The 22,673-nt window shown below is 69.7% G+C and carries 22 protein-coding genes and 1 pseudogene; 13 read left to right on the forward strand and 10 right to left on the reverse strand.

Annotated elements, in window-relative coordinates:
- Positions 1-149: 149 nt before the first annotated feature.
- Positions 150-1,100: a type I pantothenate kinase gene (gene coaA / locus ACRDTB_RS23885; protein WP_431433698.1), complete on the reverse strand. Its 951-nt coding sequence runs from the start codon at positions 1,098-1,100 to the stop codon at positions 150-152.
- 84 nt (positions 1,101-1,184) lie between these two features.
- On the opposite strand from coaA, the gene ACRDTB_RS23890 reads away from it, so the two are divergent.
- A complete protein-coding gene (locus ACRDTB_RS23890) occupies positions 1,185-1,631 on the forward strand; it encodes a GNAT family N-acetyltransferase (RefSeq protein WP_431433700.1) in 447 nt (148 codons plus the stop codon).
- A gap of 53 nt (positions 1,632-1,684) precedes the next feature.
- Here the strand turns inward: ACRDTB_RS23890 and ACRDTB_RS23895 are convergent, their stop codons facing one another.
- Together ACRDTB_RS23895 and ACRDTB_RS23900 are read right to left on the reverse strand one after the other, a co-directional pair.
- Positions 1,685-2,071, reverse strand: coding sequence for an SCO5389 family protein (locus tag ACRDTB_RS23895; protein ID WP_431433701.1), 387 nt, complete (start codon positions 2,069-2,071; stop codon positions 1,685-1,687).
- A 374-nt stretch (positions 2,072-2,445) separates the two neighbouring features.
- Positions 2,446-3,045: a macro domain-containing protein gene (locus tag ACRDTB_RS23900; RefSeq protein WP_431433703.1), complete on the reverse strand. Its 600-nt coding sequence runs from the start codon at positions 3,043-3,045 to the stop codon at positions 2,446-2,448.
- 305 nt (positions 3,046-3,350) lie between these two features.
- Here ACRDTB_RS23900 and pheA point away from each other — a divergent pair, with 305 nt between their 5' ends.
- The 3 genes from pheA to ACRDTB_RS23915 all read left to right on the forward strand — a co-directional run bounded on the left by pheA (position 3,351) and on the right by ACRDTB_RS23915 (position 6,145).
- Positions 3,351-4,277 (forward strand): prephenate dehydratase, encoded by a 927-nt coding sequence (pheA, locus tag ACRDTB_RS23905; protein ID WP_431433705.1) that lies wholly within the window; start codon positions 3,351-3,353, stop codon positions 4,275-4,277.
- 111 nt (positions 4,278-4,388) lie between these two features.
- Positions 4,389-5,348, forward strand: a complete 960-nt coding sequence (locus tag ACRDTB_RS23910) for an ATP-binding cassette domain-containing protein (RefSeq protein WP_431433707.1) — start codon at positions 4,389-4,391, stop codon at positions 5,346-5,348.
- A complete protein-coding gene (locus ACRDTB_RS23915) occupies positions 5,345-6,145 on the forward strand; it encodes an ABC transporter permease (RefSeq protein WP_431433709.1) in 801 nt (266 codons plus the stop codon). Before ACRDTB_RS23910 ends, ACRDTB_RS23915 begins: the two co-directional genes overlap by 4 nt.
- On the opposite strand, the gene ACRDTB_RS23920 is transcribed toward ACRDTB_RS23915, so the two are convergent.
- Complete coding sequence (locus ACRDTB_RS23920) at positions 6,146-6,931, reverse strand: arylamine N-acetyltransferase family protein (RefSeq protein ID WP_431433710.1); 786 nt, start codon at positions 6,929-6,931, stop codon at positions 6,146-6,148.
- Between the two features lie 350 nt (positions 6,932-7,281).
- On the opposite strand from ACRDTB_RS23920, the gene ACRDTB_RS23925 reads away from it, so the two are divergent.
- Both ACRDTB_RS23925 and ACRDTB_RS23930 read left to right on the forward strand, forming a co-directional pair.
- Positions 7,282-7,698 (forward strand): hypothetical protein, encoded by a 417-nt coding sequence (locus ACRDTB_RS23925; protein ID WP_431433712.1) that lies wholly within the window; start codon positions 7,282-7,284, stop codon positions 7,696-7,698.
- A gap of 172 nt (positions 7,699-7,870) precedes the next feature.
- Complete coding sequence (locus tag ACRDTB_RS23930; protein ID WP_431433713.1) at positions 7,871-8,530, forward strand: DUF4232 domain-containing protein; 660 nt, start codon at positions 7,871-7,873, stop codon at positions 8,528-8,530.
- 13 nt (positions 8,531-8,543) lie between these two features.
- Here ACRDTB_RS23930 and ACRDTB_RS23935 read toward each other — a convergent pair whose 3' ends face one another.
- From ACRDTB_RS23935 to ACRDTB_RS23950, 4 genes are all read right to left on the reverse strand, one after another.
- Positions 8,544-9,194 carry a response regulator gene (locus ACRDTB_RS23935; protein WP_431433715.1) on the reverse strand — a complete coding sequence of 217 codons (651 nt, stop codon included), beginning with the start codon at positions 9,192-9,194 and terminating at the stop codon, positions 8,544-8,546.
- Positions 9,191-10,888 (reverse strand): sensor histidine kinase, encoded by a 1,698-nt coding sequence (locus ACRDTB_RS23940; RefSeq protein ID WP_431433717.1) that lies wholly within the window; start codon positions 10,886-10,888, stop codon positions 9,191-9,193. The genes ACRDTB_RS23935 and ACRDTB_RS23940 overlap by 4 nt, the downstream gene beginning before the upstream one ends.
- Positions 10,889-11,079: 191 nt before the next feature.
- Positions 11,080-11,721 carry an RNA polymerase sigma factor ShbA gene (shbA, locus tag ACRDTB_RS23945; protein ID WP_431433718.1) on the reverse strand — a complete coding sequence of 214 codons (642 nt, stop codon included), beginning with the start codon at positions 11,719-11,721 and terminating at the stop codon, positions 11,080-11,082.
- A gap of 155 nt (positions 11,722-11,876) precedes the next feature.
- Positions 11,877-13,097, reverse strand: coding sequence for an endonuclease/exonuclease/phosphatase family protein (locus tag ACRDTB_RS23950; protein ID WP_431433720.1), 1,221 nt, complete (start codon positions 13,095-13,097; stop codon positions 11,877-11,879).
- 145 nt (positions 13,098-13,242) lie between these two features.
- On the opposite strand from ACRDTB_RS23950, the gene ACRDTB_RS23955 reads away from it, so the two are divergent.
- The 7 genes and pseudogenes from ACRDTB_RS23955 (at position 13,243) to ACRDTB_RS23985 (ending at position 21,080) form a co-directional block, all read left to right on the forward strand.
- Positions 13,243-13,971, forward strand: coding sequence for a TetR/AcrR family transcriptional regulator (locus ACRDTB_RS23955; RefSeq protein ID WP_431433722.1), 729 nt, complete (start codon positions 13,243-13,245; stop codon positions 13,969-13,971).
- A gap of 80 nt (positions 13,972-14,051) precedes the next feature.
- Positions 14,052-14,948 carry an AurF N-oxygenase family protein gene (locus ACRDTB_RS23960; protein ID WP_431433723.1) on the forward strand — a complete coding sequence of 299 codons (897 nt, stop codon included), beginning with the start codon at positions 14,052-14,054 and terminating at the stop codon, positions 14,946-14,948.
- 53 nt (positions 14,949-15,001) lie between these two features.
- Positions 15,002-16,180, forward strand: a complete 1,179-nt coding sequence (locus tag ACRDTB_RS23965; RefSeq protein ID WP_431433725.1) for an RtcB family protein — start codon at positions 15,002-15,004, stop codon at positions 16,178-16,180.
- 47 nt (positions 16,181-16,227) lie between these two features.
- Positions 16,228-16,839: a MerR family transcriptional regulator gene (locus tag ACRDTB_RS23970; protein WP_431433727.1), complete on the forward strand. Its 612-nt coding sequence runs from the start codon at positions 16,228-16,230 to the stop codon at positions 16,837-16,839.
- On the forward strand, positions 16,836-19,307 hold the full coding sequence (locus tag ACRDTB_RS23975; RefSeq protein WP_431433729.1) for a VIT domain-containing protein: 2,472 nt from the start codon (positions 16,836-16,838) through the stop codon (positions 19,305-19,307). Before ACRDTB_RS23970 ends, ACRDTB_RS23975 begins: the two co-directional genes overlap by 4 nt.
- Before the next feature lie 298 nt (positions 19,308-19,605).
- Complete coding sequence (locus ACRDTB_RS23980) at positions 19,606-19,908, forward strand: hypothetical protein (RefSeq protein ID WP_431433751.1); 303 nt, start codon at positions 19,606-19,608, stop codon at positions 19,906-19,908.
- Between the two features lie 210 nt (positions 19,909-20,118).
- A pseudogene (locus ACRDTB_RS23985) lies at positions 20,119-21,080 on the forward strand (IS481 family transposase).
- Between the two features lie 277 nt (positions 21,081-21,357).
- On the opposite strand, the gene ACRDTB_RS23990 reads toward ACRDTB_RS23985, so the two are convergent.
- Positions 21,358-21,708 (reverse strand): metallopeptidase family protein, encoded by a 351-nt coding sequence (locus ACRDTB_RS23990; RefSeq protein ID WP_431433731.1) that lies wholly within the window; start codon positions 21,706-21,708, stop codon positions 21,358-21,360.
- Between the two features lie 3 nt (positions 21,709-21,711).
- Complete coding sequence (locus ACRDTB_RS23995; RefSeq protein WP_431433733.1) at positions 21,712-22,632, reverse strand: septum formation family protein; 921 nt, start codon at positions 22,630-22,632, stop codon at positions 21,712-21,714.
- Between the last annotated feature and the right edge of the window lie 41 nt (positions 22,633-22,673).

Here is a 22,673-nt window from a genome sequence, read left to right on the forward strand (position 1 = left end):
CCCGCGCACTTCGACTTCACCACCGGCACGCGGCCGGCGTTCACCGTGCACCGCCGCTTCGCGCTGCGCCGGACGTTCGTCGTCGACATCTCCGACGACGAGCTCGACCGGCGGCTCGTGGTGGCGCAGATCCTGGCCCTCGACGCCTTCTAGAGTTTGCGCAACCGGACCCGGCTCGTGCGGTGGTCGGCGTCCTTGCGCAGCACCAGCGTCGCCCGCGGGCGGGTCGGCAGGATGTTGTGCACGAGGTTCGGCTCGTTGATCTCCTGCCACAGCCGGGCCGCCTCCGCGCGGGCCTCGTGGTCGGTGAGCGAGGCGTAGTGGTGGAAGTGCGAGCCCGGGTCGGTGAACGCCGTGTCCCGCAGCGCGAGGAACCGCTCGACGTACCAGTGGGCGATGTCCTCGGTGTGCGCGTCGACGTAGATCGAGAAGTCGAACAGGTCCGCCACGGTCAGGCCATGCCCGGGCAGCAGCACGTTGAGCCCCTCGATGATGAGGATGTCCGGCTTGCGGACGACCTGCGTCTCGCCCGGCACGATGTCGTAGGCCAGGTGCGAGTAGACGGGCGCCCGGACCTCGGGCGCGCCGGACTTCACGTCGGAGACGAACCGGAGCAGCCCACGCCGGTCGTAGCTCTCCGGGAAACCCTTGCGGTGCATGAGGCCGCGCCGCGTGAGCTCCGCCTTGGTGAGCAGGAAACCGTCCGTGGTCACCAGGTCCACGTGTGGGTGGTCGGGCCAGCGAGCCAGCAGGGTCTTCAGCAACCGGGCGGTCGTGGACTTGCCGACCGCGACGCTGCCCGCGATGCCGATCACGAACGGCACCTGCTCCGCGGTCTCGCCGAGGAACGACGCGGTCGCCTCGCACAGCCGCCGCCGGGCCGCCACCTGCAGGCTGACCAGGCGTGACAGCGGCAGGTAGACGTCCACGACCTCCTCGAGGTCGACCGGGTCACCGAGACCGCGCAGCGCGACCAACTCGTCCAGGGTCAACATCAGCGGAGTGGACCGGCGGAGCTCGCGCCACTGCTCCCGGCGCAGCTCCACGTAGGGGCTCAGGTCGCGACCGGACCGAGCCGGCCGCACGTGGGTCGCCCGCATGCCCCAAACGTAAGGTGTCGTGGCACGTTGGGCACTGTGACTCCGTACACGCTCCGGCGTCTCTCACCCGAGGATCGAGGCATCGTGGTTCCCCTGCTCGAGCGTGAGTGGGGTGCGGTGGACGTGGTGGCCTTGTCGCTCGGCGGCGTCCTCGACGCGAGCCGGCTGCCCGGCTGGCTCGCCGTCGCCGAGCCCGGCGGCGAGGTCGTCGGCCTGCTGACCTACCGGACCGGCGGCGACGTGGTGGACATCGTGACGATCAACGCGTTCACCGGCGGCGGCGTGGGTGCCGCGTTGCTCGGGGCGCTGGTCGAGGAGTTCCGCGGCACGGCGTCGCGGCTGCGGGTGACCACCACGAACGACAACACGCGTGCGCTGCGCTTCTACCAGCGGGCCGGCTTCCGGCTCACCGCGTTGCGACCGGGCGCGGTCGAGGAGTCACGGAGGATCAAGCCTCGAATTCCCGAGCTTGGCAACGACGATATCCCGATCCGGGACGAGCTGGAGCTGGAAATGGATTTATCGCGATAAATGCATGCGTTGGGGTCCGAAAAAGGGAGCCGGGCCGGGCTCCCTTTTCCGGGTCAGCAGTTCACTAATTCCGGACTCTGGTTGAGCAGTTGCGCGCGGGGGCTGATGAACTCGCCGTACTCCCGGTGGGCGGCCGGGTCGAACATCGCGAGCCGGTGGCAGTTCTGGAAGGCGAGCCGAACGTTGAAGTGCCGCTCGACCGCCGCACGCATGGCGTCGCTTCCTACCAGGCGCAACAGCTGCCCGCGGGACGCCTCGTCCGGCGGCTCGGTCTGGTTGTCGACGAACGGCCCGCCCCCGGCCGCCAGCCGCTCGGCGACACGGGTGACGACGGACCAGGCGTAGGGCAATGACTCACGAATACACGCGATGAAATCGTCGTCGGACACCGGACCACACTGCGCCTTCTCGAGCAACGTGGGGGAAACCGTTAACGACATTCGACCTCCTAGCTCGGAAATCCTGTCCCACTCAGCTAACCCGGCGCCCGGCATTTTGGCGACCACCCAACGTGTGAATCTCGGTGATTATTTCCGTCACCAGCAGCCACCGCCGACATCGGCCGGACACCGTCCGCGGTGGTCTCCGAGCGCGAACATCGCGGAGCCTCATGCGTTGGCACTCATGACGGCGGCAGTTCGACCACGACTTCGACTCGCTGTCCGCCGGGCGTTCAGCAGCGGCGGCCCGGCGCCCGCTCAAGATCCGGGTTCGCGAGGTCGCCAAGCCCAAGGTCGAGCCGCGCGAGATCGCGGTCCGGACCGAGCGTCCGGCCCTCGGCGAGGCGAGCGAGTAAGGCGAGTAACCCGACGACCTACGGCCGCGTGGGGTCGAAGACCTCGTCCCACGCGGCCATGACCTGCCTGGCGCACGTCTCCGGCGCCACGCCACCCACGCCGGTGCCCAGGCCCGGCAGCGCGATCGTGCGCACCACCTGCCGCACCGGCCGGTCGTCCTCCAGGCGTCCATCACACCAGAGCCGGAACACCGCGCGCGCCGCGAGGTACGGGTGCACGGTGTCCGGCGGTAGCACCGAACCCGGCTCGCGCATGGTCGGCGCGCTGATCAGCCAGGCCGGCGACGGGGCGTCCGTCGGCACGATCAGCGCCTGGCCCACCGGCAGCTCGCCGCCGTGGTACGCGAGCACCGCGCTGCGCACGTGCTGCTCGACCGACGGGAACGCGTGTGCGTACACCGCGTCGATCCCGCCGCGCATCCAGCCGTACGAGTTCGACGGGCTCACCACGGCCTGCGCGTCCACGTCCAGCACCGAGCCGCGGTGCACCCACACGTCACGGCGCTCCGCAACGGCGTTCGCCCACGCTCGCGCGAGCGGCTCCTCCACCGCGCAGAGCACCAACGCCAATCGTCCGGTCGCGAGTTCCGAGCTCTCTGCCTCCGAATCGGCGGTCACGGGCTCCAGCATGGCACCTCGGTGGCGCCCCTGCGTAACTGCATCTGGGTGATACGCACTCCGCTCGGCGACCCCGATCGGCGGAGACTCGATCACCCAGGGGCACTCAGACGAGGTCAGCGCCCGTGCCGGCCACCGGACTCACCGGTCGGGCCGGACCGTCGCGGCTCGCGGGTCACGGCGAGTCCGTACGCAAGAGTTCCCACGGTGTTCACCCGGCGCACCCGTACGCGACTCGCCGGATGGGTGCTCACATTGCCCCGACCGGCAGAGCCCGAAGGACCGGCGCTGCGTAGGGTGAGCCCGTGCCGACCATCGCCTACTTCGGACCGCAGGGCACCTTCACCGAGCAGGCCGCGCTGACCTACGCACGGACGGCCGACACGCTGGTGCCGGTCGACACCGTGCCGGTCGCGCTCGCCGCGGTCCGCAGGGGCGAGGCCGACCTCGCGTGCGTGCCGGTCGAGAACTCCGTGGAGGGCGCCGTCTCCGCCACGATGGACGCGCTCGCCGTGGACGAACCGATCGTCGCGATCGCCGAGGTGGTCCTGCCGGTCCGGTTCTCCGTGCTGGTCCGCCCCGGCCTCACCGCCGCCGACGTCCGCACGGTCGCCAGCCACCCCCACGCGCTGGCCCAGGTCCGGGGTTGGCTCGGCGAGCACCTCGGCCAGGCGACCCAGGCGGCGGCCAACTCCACCGCGGCCGCCGCGGTCGGCGTGGCCGAGGGCGAGTGGGACGCCGCCGTCACCGCACCGGTCGCCGCCTCGCACTACCCGCTCGACGTCCTGGCCACGGGCGTCGCCGACCTCGACGGCGCGGTGACCCGGTTCCTGCTGCTCCGCCGCCCCGGCGAGCTGCCCGCCCCGACCGGCTCGGACCGCACGTCGATCGTCGCGATCACCACCGCCGAGCGCACCGGCGTGCTCGCCGAGATGCTCACCGAGCTCGCCCTCCGCGGCATCAACCTGAGCCGCATCGAGTCCCGCCCGCAGAAGGGCCGGCTCGGCCAGTACCGCTTCTACCTGGACTTCGACGGACACGTGACCGAGCAGCGGGTCGGCGACGCGCTCGCCGCACTGCACCGCCGCTGCCTGGAGCTGCGCTTCCTCGGCTCGTACCCGAAGGCCGAGGCCGGCCCGCCCGCGGTCGGCGCGACCCCCGGCCATACCGACGCCGACTACGCGGCCGCCGACCGATGGCTCTCCGGCGTCCTCGGCGGCCGGAAGGCCTGATCACGGGTTCCGCGCGGTCCGTGTTCGTCCAGAGGCAATACGGTCCAGGTTTGTCGGTGCCTCGGTCTACAGTCGCCGACGCCAGATCAAAACCAGCTTTGGGGAGTCGTCATGCCTGCGTCCGACGTCGCGGTGCGCGCGGAGGCCCTGGTCAAGACCTTCGGGTCGACCCGCGCACTCGACGGCATCGACCTGGAGGTACCCACCGGGACCGTGCTCGGCCTGCTCGGACCCAACGGCGCCGGCAAGACCACGGCGGTACGGATCCTCACCACGTTGCTGCGTCCGGACTCCGGCCGAGCCTGGGTCGCCGGCCACGACGTGCTGGCCGAGCCCGACGCCGTACGCCGCTCCATCGGCCTGTCCGGCCAGTACGCGGCGGTCGACGAGAGCCTCACCGGCTTCGAGAACCTGTACATGGTCGGCCGGCTCTACGGCAAGAACAAGAACGACGCCCGCGCGCGCTCGCGTGAGCTGATCGGCCGCTTCCAGCTGGACGACGCCGCCGACCGGCCGGCCAAGACCTACTCGGGCGGCATGCGGCGCCGGCTCGACCTCGCCGGTGCGCTGGTCGCGGCGCCCGAGGTCGTACTGCTCGACGAGCCGACCACCGGGCTCGACCCGCGCGGCCGGCTCGACACCTGGGAGGTCATCGGCGAGTTGGTCGCCGAGGGTGCCACCGTGCTGCTGACCACCCAGTACCTCGAGGAGGCCGACCGGCTGGCCGACACGATCCTGGTCATCGACCATGGCAAGGTCATCGCCAGCGGCACGGCCGACCAACTCAAGGCGCAGATCGGCGGCGAGGTGCTGCAGATCGTGGTGGCCGAACAGGCCGAGGTCGACACCGCCGCCCGCGTGCTCGCCGAGGTCGGCTCCGCCGAGCCGGAGGTCGACACGCACAGCCGGCGGATCCAGGTCCTGGTCGACGCCGGGCCGAAATCGTTGATCGAGGCGCTGCGCAGGCTGGACGCCGAGGGCGTCGTGGTGCTGGACGTGGCCCTGCACCGCCCGACGCTCGACGACGTGTTCCTGTCGCTCACCGGCCACGCCGCGGAGGAGGACCAGTGACCGTGCTGACCCAGGGCGTCCGCGACGGCGGCATCGTCGCGTGGCGGAACCTGCTCAACGTCCGCCGCAACGCCGACTGGCTGTTCGCCGCGGTCATCCAGCCGATCATGTTCGTGCTGCTGTTCGCGTACGTGTTCGGCGGCGCGCTCGGCGGCGGCCAGTACCGCGAGTTCCTGATCGCCGGGATCTTCGTGCAGACCACGGCGTTCAACTCGGCGTTCACGGTGATCGGGCTGTGCAACGACCTGCAGAAGGGCATCATCGACAGGTTCCGCTCGCTGCCGATGTCCCGGCTCGCGGTGCTGCTCGGCAGGACCACGTCCGACCTCGTGGTCAGCGCGATGGCCTTGCTGATCATGTCGCTGTGCGGGCTGATCGTCGGGTGGCGGATCCGCGGCAGCGTCCTCGACGCGGTCACCGCGTACCTGTTGCTGTTGCTGTTCGGGTTCGCGATGTCGTGGATCGGCGCCCTGATCGGGCTCTCGTCGCCGAGCGTAGAGGTGGCGCAGAGCGCGGGTCTGATGTGGTTGTTCCCGCTGTCGTTCATCTCCTCGGCGTTCGTCGGCGCCGGCACGATGCCCGGCCCGCTGAAGGTGATCGCCGAGTGGAACCCGTTCACCGCGGTGATCCAGTCGGTGCGCGACCTCTTCGGCAATCAGGCGCCACCCGCGATGCTGCCGCCCGAGGGCTGGCCGGCGGACAACGCGCTGCTCTACGCGGTGCTCACCTCGTTCGCGATCCTGGCGATCTTCATCCCGCTGTCGGTGGCCAAGTACCGCCGGGTGGCCAGCAAGTAGTCACAGGACGACGGCCGAGTTCGGCGGGGGCGGCAGGCGGTCGAGCTCGAAGCCGAAGTGGGACCGGTACGCCTGCCGCACGGCGTCGTCGCCGGACAAGGCCGACTCCGTGCGCTCGCCGGCGACCGTCGTGATCAGGCGGTCGCCGGTCAGTGTCACCCGGCCCTCGGGCGTTTGCCGGGAGCAGGTGAGCGAGCGGGTGAAGTGCGAGTCCGGCGAGGTCTGCTGCCACCAACAGGTCGGCGCGAAGTCCGCCAGCTCCCGCGGCCGGGACTCGGCGCGGTACTGCGGAGTGCCGTCCTTGCGCACCTCGACGTCCCCGTCCGGACCGTCGACCACCAGGAACTCGCCGCCCGGATCGGCCTGCGGCTCCGGCCAGTCCAGCCGCAGCGGGTGGCTCGCGTGCGCGCCGAACCCGACGTCGACCAGGTACCGGTCGTCGAGGTCGACCCGCAACAACGCGTGGTCGAACGGGGGTCCGAGCGTGCCCTCAGGGGTGAACACCCGCGCCGACAACAGCGCCGCCGGGAACCCGAGCGCGCGCAACAGACCGGCGAACAGCCCGTTCAGCTCGTAACAGAACCCGCCGCGCCGCCGGTCGACGATCTTGTCGACGAGGGCGGCCTCGTCGAGCACGATCGGCTCGCCGAGGTGGATGCTCAGGTTCTCGAAGGGCACCATCCGCAGGTGCCGCAGGTGGAGGTCGCGCAGCAGATCGATCGTCGGTTCGCCCGGTGCCGGCGCACCGATCCTGTCCAGATACCGCCGTACGGTCCGCTCGTCCATGACGACAGCGTGCGCGCTCGACCTAGGTCGAGGTCAAGACGTTCGAGACACGCGACGGAGCGTTCCGAATCGGACACGGTAGGCGGATCTGACGCAGGAACGTTTCTTTCGAATGGAGAGATTGGCCGCAAGTCTTGACGAATCGGCAACGTTCAGCGCTAATAGATGCATCACCGGCGACGTTCGTCGGTGAATGTTTCGTAACGGTCGAGGAAATGTGAGAGGTGCCTGAATGACCTGATGACCCGTCGGCGCTGCCGGGTCGCGGCCGCGCCCTCTGCTGTCCTCGAGCCGTGGGCAGCACGGAGGAGCGGTCAGGAGGTGCGGGCATCATGGGTACATTGCTTGTCTTGTCGATCAGCCTTGTCGTACTGGTTTTCGTCACGAAGTTCGTGGTTGGCAGAAACCGAGTCCGCGAGCTCGACCGTGATTTCTCCGTCGAGCTTTCCTGCTCGCGCGAGCGGGCGCTGGACATCGCGGTCGATGCGGCACGGGGCGTGATGTGGCAGGTCGAGTTCACCGCCAACGGCCTCTACACGCGGCACATCTTCGCGCGCAACGTCATCCTCGTGTCGATCTCCGGGCACCCGGCCCGGCCCGGCCGGTGCACCGCCAAGGTGTGGACGCGGGTGCGGTTGGCCGACGACGGGGTGTTCTTCCCGCGCGCGAAGTCGTACCTGGACACCAAGCGCAAGCGGAACAAGATCATCCGGCTACTGTCGCACTATCGGACCACGACCGGTGGACGCGATGCGACGATCGGCTGAGCGGCCTTCGACGGACGGTCACCGCCCTTCGCCGGTGACCGTTTGTTGTTGTCCGATCGCGGGTACGCCTGGTCAGAGGGCAACCCGGGGATAGGGCCGCACGTCCTCTCAGTGAAGGCGTCCAGTGGTTTCGGAGCCAGGTCTGGAGGCGAGCACCATGGTGCGAACCAGGATGAGCCGAGTCGCGGTGACCTGCGGCGTCGCGATCACGATGCTGGTGGCCGGGTGTCAGGGCGGGTCGGACAACGCGGAGAGTCCGGAGGTGCCGTCCATCTCCGAGGCTCCCGGCGGGCCACCCGCCAACCAGACCGAGCCGCCGGCCGAGCCGTCGACGACCACGCCGCCGAAGGCGCAGCCGCCGGTCGACGACACCGTGAAGCCACCGGGCGAAAAGCCCGCACCGGCGTCCAACCCGGCGGAATGCAAGGTCGCCGACCTCGCGCTGGGCCTCAACCGTGGCGAAGCCGCGGCCGGCACGGTCTACCGCCAGCTGCGCTTCACCAACAAGGGCGACCGAACCTGCATCATCCAGGGCTTCCCAGGAGTGTCCTATGTGGCCGGTGAGGACGGGCACCAGGTCGGTCCCTCCGCCTACCGCGAGGGCACCAAGGGCGAGGCGATCAGCCTGACGCCCGGCATGACGGTCTTCGCGCCGGTCGGCTTCGTCCAGGTGCTCAACTACGACCCGGCGGTCTGCAAGCCGACCTCGGTGCGCGGCCTGCGGGTCTACCCGCCGCACGAGTACGACTCGGTGTTCGTGTCCGCGCCGGGCACCGGCTGCGCCGGCTCGCCGCCGGGCAACCAGCTGACGGTCAGCACGATCCAGCGCTAGCGGCGGGGGACATTTAGCTCATCAGGCCGGTTCGCCAGGCCCACGCGGCGACCTCGACGCGGTTGCGGGCCCCGATCTTCGCCTGCACCGCGGCGAGGTGCGTCTTGACCGTGGACAGCGACAGGTACAGCTCGGTGCCGATCTCGGTGTTGGTCAGCCCGCGCGCGGTCGCCTTCACCACGTCGAGCTCCCGGTCGGTCAGCGGCTCGGCGGGTGCGTCCGCCGCGGACGTCGGGTCCGTCGACGCGAAGTGTCGCAGCAGCCGCACGGTGATCTGCGGGGACACCAGCGCGTCGCCGCGGTGAGCCGCGCGCACCGCCTCCAGCAGCAGCGCCGGGCCGGCGTCCTTGAGCAGGAAACCGTTGGCGCCACCGGCCAACGCGGCGCTGACGTACTCGTCGAGGTCGAACGTGGTGACCACGACGACCTTCAGCGGGTCGGCCACACCCGGGCCGGCGAGCGCCTTGGTGACCTCGAGCCCGTCCATGCCGGGCATGCGGATGTCGAGCAGGCAGACGTCCGGCCGCAGCTCGCGCGCCCGCTGAACGGCCGCGATGCCGTCGGCCACGTCCGCGACGACCTCGACGTCGTCCTGGGTCTCCAGGATCATCCGGAACCCGGCGCGGACCATCTCCTGGTCGTCCGCGATCAGTACCCGGATCATGCCCCCTCTTTCCGCAGCGGCAGCCACGCCTCCACCGACCAGCCGACATCACCGCTCGGCCCGGCCTCGAACCGGCCACCGAGCAACTCGACACGCTCGCGCATGCCGACCAGACCGTAGCCGCCGGACCCGCCGGGCGGGTTGGCCGGGCGCTGCGCACCGTCGTCGCTGATCCGGATGTGCAGCTGGTCGTCCGTGCTCTCGACCCGAACCCGCACGTCGATCGCGCCCGGCGCGTGCTTGCCGACGTTGGTCAGCGACTCCTGCACGAGCCGCAGCACCGACCGGCCGACCTCGTGGGGCAGCCGGGTCGGCAGGCTCAGCTCGACCGTCACCGGCGGCCCGACGAAGTTCTCCGCAAGCGCCCGGACGTCGGCGTCGAGGTCGGTGGTCGCCTGGCCGGTGGCATCCGCGCCGCCCGCGGCCCACGCCGCGGTGCCGTCGCGCAGGCTCCCGACGAGCGTGCGCATGGCGTTGAGCGCCTCGGTACCGCTGCGGTCGATCTTCTCCAGCGCGGGCATGGCGACGTCCGGGTTCCGCTCCGCCACGAGCAGCGCGGCCTGCGCCTGCACGACGATCCCGGTGACGTGGTGCGCGACCACGTCGTGCAGCTCGCGGGCCAGCGCCATCCGCTCGCCCTGCTGTGCCGAGGTCACCTCGGCCCGCGCGGTCTGCGTCCGCTCCCGGTCCCGCGCCCGGAAGTACCACCCCGCGGCCACCGAGACGATCAGGAGCAGGCCGGACAGCAGCATGACCTCGATGTCGACGACGTGCGCGCCCCACCGCAGCACCAGCATCAACAGGTTGACGCCGACCAGTGCCGCCGTCGCACCGACCGCCTGCAACGGGGCGAGGTAGCGCACCGCGTACCCGATCAGCGCCATGGTCGCCGCCACTCCGGTCAACGACAGTGGCTCTACGCTGGGGCGGAAGCCCAGCAGGACCGGCAGCACGAGCAGCGCCGCGGACCCGGCGAGCGCGAAGAGCAGCGGCGAACGGGGCGCGAGGAAGGCGCACACCCCCGTGACGACGGCGCCGATCGGCGGGGCCAACCCGACATAGCCGATCTCGGAGGTCTCCCAGAGCAGCAGCATCGCGAGCGCGGCGCCCAGCGGCCACTGCCGGCGGATCAGCGCGGCGGTGCTGGTCTCGACCCGCTGCTTGGTGATGTGCCGCAGGTAGGAGCCGACCGCGATCGAGCCGAGCAGTAGACAAACCCCGAATACCAGCGAGTGGAAGAGGTAGGCGTAGCCGAATACCTCCTCGCCCGACCGGCAGAACGTCAGCGCGGAGCATGGGTAGCTGCGGATGAACATCGCCGACAGGCAGGCGGCGACCAGCGCGACCGCGCAGCCGATCGCTACCGGAACCGAGCACCGCCACACCACGAACACGACGAGCGCCGCGCCGGCCACCGTCTCGGAGACGCCGATGCTCGGGATGCCCATCGGCGACGGCACGGAGTCGGTCGCCCAGATGACGAACGACGAGCCGATGAGAGCGGCCGTCCCGGCGAGCGCGCCGGTCGCCGGTCTGGTCAGCGCGAGGTATGCGCACAGGCAGAGCATGAGCGCGCCCGGCAGCGGAGGCAGGCCGTCGCCGAGGCCGTTCGAGAACGCCAGCATGATGTCGACCAGCAGCGCGGCACCGAGCAGCGCGGCGAGCCAACGATGCGGCACGGGGATCGGTGTCATGCGGACGAACGTATTGGGCCTGGGTGTTCGTCGCCTCGGCCGACCGGTGATCACGGGTCGGCCGATCGGCCGGTCGTTGCCGGCCCGGTCATGACCTGTCGACTGACGCGCGGTGCCCGATCGGCCGGACGCCTCGCCACGCCGGCGGTGGGTGCGTCCCGGCCGGGGTCGGGCCGATGCGTCGACGAGGGTCAGTGCCTGACCGTGCGACGAAGCCGGCTGAGTGCCCGGTGCTGGGCCACCCGGACGGCGTCCGGCGTGGTGCCGACGGCCTCGGCGGTCTCCTGGGCGGACATGCCGAGCACGACCCGCATGATCAGGATCTCGCGCTGCCGGGGGAGGAGCGTGCGCAGCAGGCCGCCGGTGCGTTCGACCAGTTCGCGGCGCAGCGCGATCTGCTCAGGGCTCTCCTCGAAACCGAGGGGGTCCGGCATCTCCGCGGTCGGCCGCGACCGGTCGCGCGCGGCGGCGCGATGGACGTCGGCCACCTTGTGCGCGGCGACGCCGAACACGAACGACAGGAACGGCCGGCCGAGGTGGCGGTAGGTCGGCAACGCCCGGTAGACCGCCAGGCAGACCTCCTGGGCGACGTCGTCCGGGGAGCTGACCGGCCTTACCCGGCCGAGTTTGCTGCGGCAGTAGCGCACCATGATCGGGCGCAGGTAGGTCAACAGCTCGTGCGTCGCCACCGGGTCGCCGACGGCCGCGGCGGCGGCCACGGCGTCGACGTTGCCCCGGGTTACCGGCCGTGACCAAGCCGGTGAGATCGGCTGGTTGACGAGTTCGGCCTCGAGATCGGCGAGGGCCGGCTCCGGCTCGACTGTGCACAACATCGCGCCTCCATGAGAGTTCCCCCGCGGTTGTGGTCACACCAAGAGAGCGCGATGGGGGGCCGCAAATACGTCGAGAACGAAGTTGCGGCCCCCGAGTACGAACTTGTTGCCTTTCTGGCATACGCGCTGAACAGGACGTGTTTCGTTGGTTACCGTCAGCGCCCGGGAACGAAAATGTCCTGCCGCACGAGGTGGTGGTCAGACGCGTCGTTGAGGCGGGCGAGCGGCGAGTCGGACGTCGGCCAGAAGACCTCACCGCGTAAGGGGACCAGCCCCCGCGACGGGAGTACGTAGTCGACCCGGAGGTTGCCCGGCGCCTCGTCGTTGAAGTCCGCCGTGTCGAAGAACGGATCGCCATGGTGCGTGAGGTTCGCGCCACCCTGCTCCTGGGCCGCGAGGTCGCCGCCGACGCTGCCCGGTTGTGTGTCGTTCACCCGCGGCGCGTTCAGCAGTTGCTGGATGGCGCCGGGCACGCTGTCCCCGTCGTGCGGGTCGGAGTTGTTGTCGCCCGCGACGACGAACCGCGAGCCCTTCGCGAGCCCGCCGTGCTCGCCGTTGTCGTCGTAGATGTAGCGGCCCTCGCCCGGGGTGACGTAGTCGGCCCAGAAGCGGATCTCGTCGTGGTTGCGGGTGCCGTTGCGGTCCTCGGCGCCGTCGAAGGTGGGCGGCGTCGGGTGCGAGACCAAGAAGTGCACGGTCGACCGGCCGACCCGGATCGGCAGGTCCCAGTGCGACTTCGACGACAGCCGCAGCACATCGAGGATCTCCGGCGAGTACCAGTCCCGCGGCGCGGACGTGGCCGGGTCGTCCGGCAGCATCGCGTCCGGCATGTCCGCCCAGCGGAACTTCTGGAAGGTGCGCACCGCATCGGTGTCGATCGGGTGCTTCGACAGTACGAGCATCCCGAACTGGCCCTCGAACGCGCCGAAGCCGTGTGCGTCGTCACCGGTGTCGGTGCGCCCGTCGCGGTTGAGGTCGAATCCGGTCAGCACACCCGTGTTGGACGGTGCGACGAACGCGTACGGGTAGTCGATCGGTCGGGCACCGTTCTGGCCGCGCTCGAGGTAGTTCTCCCGGAACAGGTCCGCGGCGACGTTGTCCGGCACGTAGTCGAACTCGTTGACCAGCAACACGTCCGGCCGGTTGCGCTGGATCACCTCGGCGACCTCGCGGGCCTGCGCGTTGTCCGGTGTGGACAGGTCGGTGACCAGTTGGCCCTCGGCCGCCCGGTTGAGCGACGCGTTGAACGTCGCGAACCGAACCGGGTCGTGTCGGTCCCCGCGTTCGGCGGGGACGGCCTGCGCGCCGGGCGCGCCGAGCACGCCGGCGACGACGGCCAGAGCGGGCAGGAGCAACAGTCCTCGAGCTCGGGTCATGATCCACCTCCAAGGTCGGTGCGCCACCCTGGCATGCCGTGGCCACGAGCGGGTGATGCCAGAGTGAACACTGCGGGGACCGTGCCGGCCAGCCTCCATCGGTCGGAATCCGCCTGACCGGATGCTTCGGCGATACGGTGATGTCGTGGCCGAATCCCCTGGCACGGTCGTGCGGACCCCCAAGAGCGAGGCGACCCGGACTCTCATCGTCGAGACGGCCCTGCGCCTGTTCCAGGAGCACGGCTACGCGAAGACCACGATGCGGGCCATCGCCAAGGAGGCCGGCGTCTCCGTCGGCAACGCGTACTACTACTTCTCCTCCAAGGAACAGCTGGTCCAGGGCTTCTACGACCGGATAGCCCAACTCCACGGGCAGGCATGCGAGGAGGCACTGCGCACCGAGCACGAGTTCGGCCGGCGGTTGAGCGCGGTCATGCACGGCTGGATCGATGTGGCGGCCCCCTATCACGAGTTCGGCAAGCAGTTCTTCGTCAACGCGGCTGACCCCGATAGCCCGCTGAGCCCGTTCTCCGCGCAATCGAGCCCGGCCCGGGAGGCACAGGTTGCCCTGCACCGCCGCGTCCTCGACGGCTCGACGGTCAAGGTCGACACCGAGCTACGGCCCGAGCTGCCGGAGCTGCTTTGGCTCTACGAGATGGGCGTGGTGCTGTTCTGGGTCCACGACCGATCTCCCGGCTGCCGCAAGACCCGCCTTCTCGTCGACCGGACCGTGCCGCTGATCGAACGGGTCATCGGCCTGTCCCGGCTGCGGCTGCTCCGCCCGGTCACCCGGGACATCGTGCGGCTGGTCGGCGACCTGGTCCGAGCCGAGCCCGACCTGCGACCGGACGCGCGCCCCGGCCCGACCGCTTGACACCGCCGGGCGTCCGCGAGACGCTCTCCCTAGGTAACTGTTACGCGAGGTAACACTAATCCGGGGAGTGTGGTCAACCGATGGCCCGCGTGCTGCAACCGAAGGACCGGGAGGTCACTGCCGAGCGCCTGCTCGACTCGTCCGTCCGGAACTCCTATCAGCCCGAGCTGGACGTCGACTGGGACGCGCCGCTCGTCGAGGGCAAGGGCTTCCTTCCCGAGGAGCGGGTCTCCCTGTACGGCACCGAGCTGTGGGATCGCCTCACCCCGGAGCAGCGGACCGAGCTCGCCAAGCATGAGATCGGCAGCGTTACGAGTGTCGGACTCTGGACCGAGATCCTGCTGATGCAGCTGCTGGCCCGGTATGCCGCCGACCTCGACCCACGCAGCCCGCACACCCACTACGCACTGACCGAGATCGGCGACGAGACACGGCACGCGATCATGTTCGGTAAGGGGCTCTCCAAGCTCGGCATCCCCGCGTACGGGCCGCCGCCGATCGTCCGGTCGCTGTCCAAGGTCTTCGGCGCGGTGATCGGTGGTCCCGCGATGTTCGCCTCCGTTCTCGTCGTCGAGGAAACGACCGACCGGCTGCAGCGGTCGATGCTGGACAACGACGACATCCAGCCGTTCATCCGGATGATCAACCGAATCCACGTCGTCGAAGAGGCTCGCCACGTGCGCTACGCGCGCGAGGAGCTCGTCCGCGGCATGGAGTCACTGAGCCGCCCGATGCTCGAGCTGCACCGCCTGGTCACGGCCGTGGTGGCCTACACGGTGGTCGACATCATGGTTCACCCCGGTGCGTATAAGGCGGTCGATCTCGATCCGAGGCAAGCACGCGCGGTCGCCCGGGACAACCCACACCACCACGAGACCAGGCGGTGGATGAGCGAGAAGGTGACCGAGTTCCTCTCCGAGGTCGGCATGATCGGCGGCCCGTCGAAGCGGCTCTGGCGTAAGGCGCACCTGCTGTAGGCGCGTCGGCAATCGCGTCGCCCATCGCGTCCGGCGCGCCTAGCCTGGCCATCATGGCTGCGACGACGATCCCTGGTCGGCAGGTCGACATCCGCCTGTGGACCCGGCCCGACTCTGTCGAGCCGGAAGCCATGCGGCAGCTGCAGAACATCGCCGCCCTGCCCTGGACGTACAAGCACGTCGCGGTGATGCCGGATGTGCACTACGGCAAGGGAGCCACGGTCGGTTCCGTGATCGCGATGCGGGACGCGGTGTCGCCGGCCGCGGTCGGCGTGGACATCGGCTGCGGCATGACCGCTGTCCGCACGTCGCTGCGTGCCGAGGACCTGCCCGACCATCTCGGACGACTGCGGTCCACTGTGGAACGTGCGGTTCCCGTCGGTTTCGCTCGGCACAAGGCCACGGCGTTCACCGAGCGCGACGCGGGGGACTGGGACGCGTTCTGGCGCCGGTTCGAGGACCTGACGCCGGCGGTGAAGGCGCACGCCGGCAAGGCGCTGCACCAGATGGGCACGCTCGGCGGCGGCAACCACTTCATCGAGATCTGCCTGGACACCGACGACCGGGTCTGGGTGATGCTCCACTCCGGCTCCCGCGGCATCGGGAACCTCCTTGCCCAGCACCACATCGAGGTGGCCCGGCGGCTCGCGCACAACCGGTCGCTGCCGGACCCCGACCTTGCCGTGTTCCTCGCGAACACCCCGCAGATGGCGGCCTACCGGCACGACCTGTACTGGGCGCAGGATTACGCGCGGCGCAACCGGAAGGTGATGCTGCGCCTCGTGTGCGACGTGCTGCGCAGCCAGTTCCCGGGCGTGATGTTCGAGGAGCCGATCAACTGTCACCACAACTACGTCGCCGAGGAGATCCATTTCGGCGAGGACGTGCTGGTCACGCGCAAGGGCGCGATCCGGGCCGGCCGCGGCGACCTCGGCATCATCCCGGGCTCGATGGGCACCGGCTCGTACATCGTGCGCGGGCTCGGCAACCCGGAGTCGTTCGAGTCGGCCTCGCACGGCGCGGGGCGGCGGATGTCGCGGAACAAGGCACGCAAGCGGTTCACCGAAGCCGATCTCGCGGCGCAGACCGCGGGCGTGGAGTGCCGCAAGGACTCGGGTGTCGTCGACGAGATCCCCGGCGCGTACAAGGACGTCGACGAGGTCGTCCGGGAACAGGGCGACTTGGTGGAGATCGTCGCGAAGCTGAAGCAAGTGGTCTGCGTCAAGGGCTGACATACTGCAATCTTGACAGTGTCATCGAAAACTGTCAAGATTGCAGTATGAGCGACGAGCTGTGGACGATCGAGCAGCTCCCGGACCAGGTTGCCGCGCTGCTGGCGCACAACTATGAGGGCCAGAGCAACGGCCGGGTGCGGGAGCTGCCGAACGGTCGCACCATCCGGTGGTACACCACGATCGGCCTGGTGGACCGCCCAGCCGCCACCCGTGGCCGCAACGCTCTCTACGGGCGCCGCCACCTGCTGCAACTCGCCGCCGTGAAGAGGTTGCAGTCCGCGGGCCGCACGCTCGCGGAGATCCAGGGGCTGCTGGTCGGGGCCACCGACCGCCGGTTGGCGGAGCTGGCCGGTGTCCCGCGGATGGACATCTCGTGGTCTCCCGGAAACGTCACGGTCAGCGGCAACTTCTGGAAGAAGACGGACCACAGCCGCCCGAAGGCCGGCTCCGACACCGTGGACGACAGCGTCCACGACACTGTCACGAAGACCGTTCACGGCATCCGGATCGGTGACAGTGTCACCGTCATGCTGGATGCCGCCACCCGCGCGCCGGACGACGATGAGCTCGCCGCCATCGAGTCCGCCGCGGCACCGCTGCTGGAGCTGCTCGGCCGGATGGGCCTGGCGCCGACCCGAGGAGAGGTAACCCGATGAGCATCAATGTCGACGTCGTGGATCTGCCCGAGGCGCCGAGCCGCCCCAGCGAGGACGACGGCTTGGGCTGCCTGCACACGGAGCGGGGCAACCTGCCGCTGGAGACCATCGACGTCCAGGCCGCGATCACCGGTCTCGCGTCGAGCATCCAGCTCACCCAGGGGTTCCGGAATCCACACGACGAGCCGCTGGAGGCCACCTACATCTTCCCGTTGCCACCCCGCGCCGCGGTCACCGCGCTGCGCATGGAGACCGACGGTCGCGTGGTCGAGGGGCTGCTCAAGGAGCGTGCCGAGGCTCGCACCGACTACGACCAGGCGATCAGCGCGGGCAAGCGGGCGTCGATCGCCGAGGAGGAGCGGCCCGGCGTGTTCACCATGCGGGTCGGCAACATCATGCCGGGGGAGCGGGTCAGCGTGCACCTGACGCTCGCGGGCGCGCTGCCCTATGAGGACGGTGAAGCGACGTTCCGGCTCCCGCTGGTGGTCGCGCCGCGCTACGTCCCCGGTGTGCCGCTGGCGGACGGGCAGGTGGGCGACGGCGTCGCACCGGACACCGACCAGGTGCCGGACGCGTCGCGGATCAGTCCGCCGGTGCTGCTGCCCGGTTTCCCGAACCCGGTCCAGCTGTCGGTGGCGGTGGACATCGATCCGGGCACGCTGCCGCTGAACGGAATCTCGTCGAGCCTGCACGCCACATCCACCGAGGACGGGCCGACCGGACTGCGGGTCCGTCTCAACCCCGGGGAGCGGGCGGACCGTGACTTCCTGCTGCGGCTGCGGTATGGGAGCGAGGCGATCACCACGTCGCTGTCGGTGCTTCCGGACGGTGACGCCGGCGGAACGTTCGCGCTGACGGTCCTGCCGCCGACGGTCAAGGCGCCGACCCGTGGTCGCGATGTGGTCCTGGTGCTGGACAGGTCCGGCTCGATGGGCGGTTGGAAGATGGTCGCGGCCCGCCGCGCCGCGAGCCGCATCGCCGACACGCTCGGCAGCGCCGACCGGTTCGCGGTGCTGGCCTTCGACCACCAGATCACGACGCCGACGTCATTACCAGCGGGGCTCGTGGAAGCCAGCGATCGCAACAGGTTCCATGCAGTCGAGTTCCTGTCCGGTTTGGACGCTCGTGGAGGCACGGAGATGCTCGTGCCGCTGCGACGCGCGGCCGACCTGTTGCGCGATGCGCCCGACCGTGACCGCGTGCTCGTGCTCGTCACGGACGGCCAGATCGGCAACGAGGACGCGCTGCTGCGCGAGCTGTCGCCGACCCTCGCCGGTGTCCGCGTCCACACGGTCGGCATCGATCGTGCGGTCAACGAGGCGTTCCTTCAGCGGCTGGCGGGCTCGTCCGGTCGCTACGAGCTGGTCGAGTCCGAGGACCGGCTGGATGAGGCGATGCAGCACATCCACCGCCGCATCGGCGCGCCTGTGGTCACCGGTCTGCGGATGAGCCCGGCCGGCCTCGCGGTGGACGCGGACACCCTGGCGCCGACTCCGCTGCCAGACCTGTTCGCGGGCGCCCCGGTCGTGATCACGGGCCGCTTCACCGGTGCCGCCGAGGGCGCTGTCACGGTGGCCGGCGACGGTGACTGGAAATCGACGGTACCCACGACCCCGAGCGACAACCCGAGCTTGGGGGCGTTGTGGGCGAGGGCGAGGATTCGCGACCTGGAGGACCGGTACGTCGTCGGGTCGGGCGACCACAGCGTCCTGGAGAAGCAGATCGTCGACACCTCGCTGAGGCATGGCGTGCTGTCGCGCTTCACGGCCTTCGTCGCGGTGGACCAGCGAGTGGTAAACGAGGGCGGCAAGGTGCACAAGGTGACCCAACCGGTCGACCTGCCGAGCGGATGGGAGCCGCCCGCGGCGCCAGTGGCCGGCGGCTTCGGACAAGGAGCCCCGATGGCGCGGAGCATGCCGATGTTCGGCGCGTCCCGTACCGGTTTCGGCAGCGCTCAGGACTTCCAATCCCGCCTGTCCAGCTCGGGCGGCCGGCCGGGTGCCCGGCGCAAGCAACCAGCCCAGCCGCCGGTGTCCCACCCGGCCCCAAGCTCACAGCAACCGGGCCCTGACAGTGACGCGGCCCTGGCGTTTCCCGAGACCACTGCCGAGGGAGCAACCCTTCCGCCCGTCCCGCCGGTGGTCCCTCCACCCACGTCCGTGCTCGCGTTCGTGACCAGCGAGTTGCAGGCGCTCAAGTCCGCCACCACCGAAGAGGTGTGGGCCCGAGCAGGCCTACTGACCGCGCTGTCCGAACGCATCCGCGTCCACTTGGGCCAATGGGAAGCAGCCGGCGTGCCGAAGCACGTACGTCAGACCCTGGCCGACCTGTCCACCAGCCTGGCAAGTCCCACAGCCGACTCGTCAGAAGTCGACCGCCGCTGGCACCACACGATGACCACCCTGGAGGCCCTGACAACAACTCAACCCGAGCAAACCGCCCGTCGCCGATCCTTCTGGAAGCGGTGACTCCCCCCGCCGGACGCTCGCCCGACACGAGCGTCCGGCGGGCATCCACAGCCCGTCGGCCAGGATGCTGTGCCGCACGCCTCGGTGCGGTCGAGCAAGGCGATCGCGACGGTGGTGGCGTCACCACCGGCCCATCCGCTGCTTCGAGCGCTGATGGTTGGACCGGCGTCGTTGACTGTCTCGCCCGACGACGCGGCCAAGACCCGTCGCGGCTCGGGTGGCGTGGCAGGTTGGTGTCGAGGAGGTGCGGCCGGTTGATCTGATCGTCTGCGGCAGTGTCGCGGTGAACGGTCAGGGTGTGCGGCTCGGCAAAGGGCGCCGGATATTCGGACATGGAGGTCGCGCTGCTCCACGAAACCGGGCTGCTCGGCGCCGAGAGACGGCGATCGTGACGACCGTGCACTCGCTCCAGGTCGTGACGACGACGTACCCGAGACCCATCATGAATGCTGCTCAGTCGCAGTGGTGCACCTCCGCGGAAACGTCAGAGTCAGCGTGGCGTCGCGTTGTGCGCGTCGTCAGGCGCGCCGTTGCTGGATCACTGAGCCGAGCAGGAATCCGGGCGACGAACTGCAGCGAACTGTCTCCTGCCACGCCCTGACGGCAGAATCTGGCCGCTTCGTCACCGCGGCACGTGCGCACCAACCGGCGCCGGGACCACAGGCTCGCGGTCGGCTGTGAGAGACGCCCTAGATGTGCTGTCCGGGGACGTTGGTGACGGCTGACACGCGATCGATGATCTTGATAGAGGTGAGGACCTCCGGGTTCGGTGTGGATTGCGACATCTACGCCGAACACCAGGAGGTCCTCGATGGTCCACCGTAATGCCCCGCTAACCCCGACCGGTCGGCTGCGGCTGGCCCGGTGTGTCGTGGACGAGGGCTGGCCGCTGCGACAGGCGGCGGAACGGTTCCAGATCTCCCACACGACCGCGGTCCGGTGGGCCGGTCGGTATCGGTCCGTGGGTGTGGCGGGCATGGTCGATCGCTCGAGCCGCCCGCACCACAGCCCGCCCGGACACCGGCCGCGGTGGAGGAGCGGATCGTGCGGCTGCGGCGCGAGCACAAGATCGGGCCGCTGCGCATCGCGACACGGGTCCCGGTCGCCGCCTCGACCGTGCACCAGATCCTGCGCCGCCATGGCCTACCACCGCTGGCCGCGTGTGACCGCGCCACCGCAGAACCAATCCGCCGCTACGAACGCAACCGGCCGGGCGAGCTGGTGCATGTCGATGTGAAGAAACTCGGCCGCATCCCCGACGGCGGCGGCCACAAGGTTCTTGGCCGTGCCGCCGGCCGCACCAATCAGGAACGGGCCAAGGGTGGTGGCTACCTGTTCCTGCACACCGCGCTGGACGATCACACCCGGCTGGCCTACACCGAGACCCTCACCGACGAGAAAGCCGCCACCTGCGCGGCGTTCCTGCGCCGCGCGCACGCTTGGTTCACCGCCCGAGGCATCACCATCGAACGGGTGCTCACCGACAATGCCTGGGCCTACACCAAACACACCTGGCGCAATGTCTGCACCCAGCTGGGTATCCAGCGCCGGTTCACTCGAGCCTGGCGACCGCAAACGAACGGGAAAGTGGAGAGATTCCACCGCACCCTGCTCGACGAATGGGCCTACCACCAGCCCTACCCATCCGAAACCGCCCGCCAACACGCCTTCCCCGACTGGCTGGACTGGTACAACTACCACCGACCCCACACCGGCATCGGCGGCAACACACCCGCCAGCCGCGGAACCAACCTAACCAGACAGCACACCTAGACGGTATGGAGTGACCGCTCGGTTGTGAGTGGTTGCGGGCCGGGGCCTCGCTCACGCAGATTCGTGGGTTGCCGGGCGAGGGCTGCCTGCTCGGCCTGTCCGACATTTGTGGGAGGCCCCGGTGTTTACCGAGCGTACGAGTGTGGGGCTCGATGTGCATGCACGGTCGATCGCGGCGGCGGCGATCGATGGCGTCACGGGTGAGGAATGATCAACCAAGGGCTTCACTCATGATCAACAGAGGTCAACAACCAGCCCCAGGACGTCAAAACTCAAGCTAGCCCCAGCCAAGCTCGTGCAGCCGTGCGTCGTCGACACCGAAGTGGTGGGCGATCTCGTGCACGACCGTGATCGCGACTTCCTCCACCACGTCGTCCTCGTTGTCGCAGATGTCGAGTATCGCGCCGCGGTAGATCGTGATCCGGTCGGGGAGGACGCCGCCGTACTGCGACGTTCGCTCGGTGAGTGCTATCCCGTGGTACAGGCCCAGCAGCGTCGGCTGCTCCGGATCGCGGTTCTCGACCAGGATCACCACGTTGTCCATCGCCACCGCGAACTCGTCGGGGATCAGGTCGAGGGCGTCACCCACCAGCTCCTCGAAGCGCTGGTTACTCATCTCGACTGGCAACGGTCACCCGCCGGACTTCGGTGCCGGCGACGGCGGCGGCTTGCTGCTCGCCGGCGGCTCCGTCTTCACACTGCCCCGCACCGGTCGCAGCGCGCCGTTGGGCTCGCGTGCGCCGACCTTGCAGTTAACCCGATACGAGCCGGCCTGCCAGCTTTCCTTCTTGATCGTGTCCGGGTACAGCGACAGCTGGATCTTCTTGAGATCCGTCCCCCCCGTGTACTTCGTCGCCACCGGCGGGCACAAGTCGACCAAGCGGTTCAGCTGCGTCCTCTCGGCCGGGTAGGTCTTCGGATTGAACTCCTTGCTCAGGTCCACGATGCCGACTACCTCGTACGCGTGCACGCCCTGGCAGTCGACCGGGTCGCCGACGTCGCCATTGACCAACCCGAAGCACGTGCCGGGCTCGTGCACGTTCGACTGGTCCTGCTCGGCCGCGGCGCCGGTGGTCGAGAGCAGGCGTTGGCCGGATGGCGACACGCGCTGCAGTCCGCACCGCAGCTTGCGGTCACCGTCGCGCCACTGCTCGGCGGTCGGCTTGAGCGCGCCGACCGTGTACTTCCCGTACGGGTCCAGCGGCTTGCGCAGGTACTCCTCGCCGACCTTCGTGCACCGGTCGGTGACGATCTGCTGCCAGTCCTGCTCGGCCGGCGGCGGCGAGTCCTTCCCGTAGTCCTTGCCGATCTCCACGTTCGACGCCACCTCGAACGTGTGCGGCTGCTCGCACGGCACACGGCGCATGTTCTGCGGCGCGTCATGCGGCCAGTCCAGGCACGTGCCGCTCGGCGAGTCGAACGCTCTGGCCGCCTCGTCCGCCGCCGTGTCCGCGGAGCCGCTGACCGACACCGGCCAGGAAAACAGCACGCTCATACTCAGCACGGCGAGCGCCCCGACGAAGGCCCCGGCCATGACCAAGCGTGTCCGCATGGTGCTCCGCTGGGAGCCCATCCACCCGACTTGTCCAGACC

Source organism: Actinophytocola sp., assembly GCF_050699935.1.
GTDB lineage: Bacteria > Actinomycetota > Actinomycetes > Mycobacteriales > Pseudonocardiaceae > Actinophytocola.

Coding starts and splice junctions, on each gene's coding strand:
- ACRDTB_RS23910 (WP_431433707.1), top strand. CDS start 4,389: ATGCCTGCGTCCGACGTCGCGGTGCGCGCGGAGGCCCTGGTCAAGACC.
- ACRDTB_RS23930 (WP_431433713.1), top strand. CDS start 7,871: ATGAGCCGAGTCGCGGTGACCTGCGGCGTCGCGATCACGATGCTGGTG.
- ACRDTB_RS23940 (WP_431433717.1), bottom strand. CDS start 10,888: ATGACACCGATCCCCGTGCCGCATCGTTGGCTCGCCGCGCTGCTCGGT.
- ACRDTB_RS23965 (WP_431433725.1), top strand. CDS start 15,002: ATGGCTGCGACGACGATCCCTGGTCGGCAGGTCGACATCCGCCTGTGG.
- coaA (WP_431433698.1), bottom strand. CDS start 1,100: ATGCGGGCGACCCACGTGCGGCCGGCTCGGTCCGGTCGCGACCTGAGC.
- ACRDTB_RS23950 (WP_431433720.1), bottom strand. CDS start 13,097: ATGACCCGAGCTCGAGGACTGTTGCTCCTGCCCGCTCTGGCCGTCGTC.
- ACRDTB_RS23895 (WP_431433701.1), bottom strand. CDS start 2,071: ATGTCGTTAACGGTTTCCCCCACGTTGCTCGAGAAGGCGCAGTGTGGT.
- ACRDTB_RS23975 (WP_431433729.1), top strand. CDS start 16,836: ATGAGCATCAATGTCGACGTCGTGGATCTGCCCGAGGCGCCGAGCCGC.
- ACRDTB_RS23970 (WP_431433727.1), top strand. CDS start 16,228: ATGAGCGACGAGCTGTGGACGATCGAGCAGCTCCCGGACCAGGTTGCC.
- ACRDTB_RS23995 (WP_431433733.1), bottom strand. CDS start 22,632: ATGCGGACACGCTTGGTCATGGCCGGGGCCTTCGTCGGGGCGCTCGCC.
- ACRDTB_RS23935 (WP_431433715.1), bottom strand. CDS start 9,194: ATGATCCGGGTACTGATCGCGGACGACCAGGAGATGGTCCGCGCCGGG.
- ACRDTB_RS23960 (WP_431433723.1), top strand. CDS start 14,052: ATGGCCCGCGTGCTGCAACCGAAGGACCGGGAGGTCACTGCCGAGCGC.
- shbA (WP_431433718.1), bottom strand. CDS start 11,721: ATGTTGTGCACAGTCGAGCCGGAGCCGGCCCTCGCCGATCTCGAGGCC.
- ACRDTB_RS23920 (WP_431433710.1), bottom strand. CDS start 6,931: ATGGACGAGCGGACCGTACGGCGGTATCTGGACAGGATCGGTGCGCCG.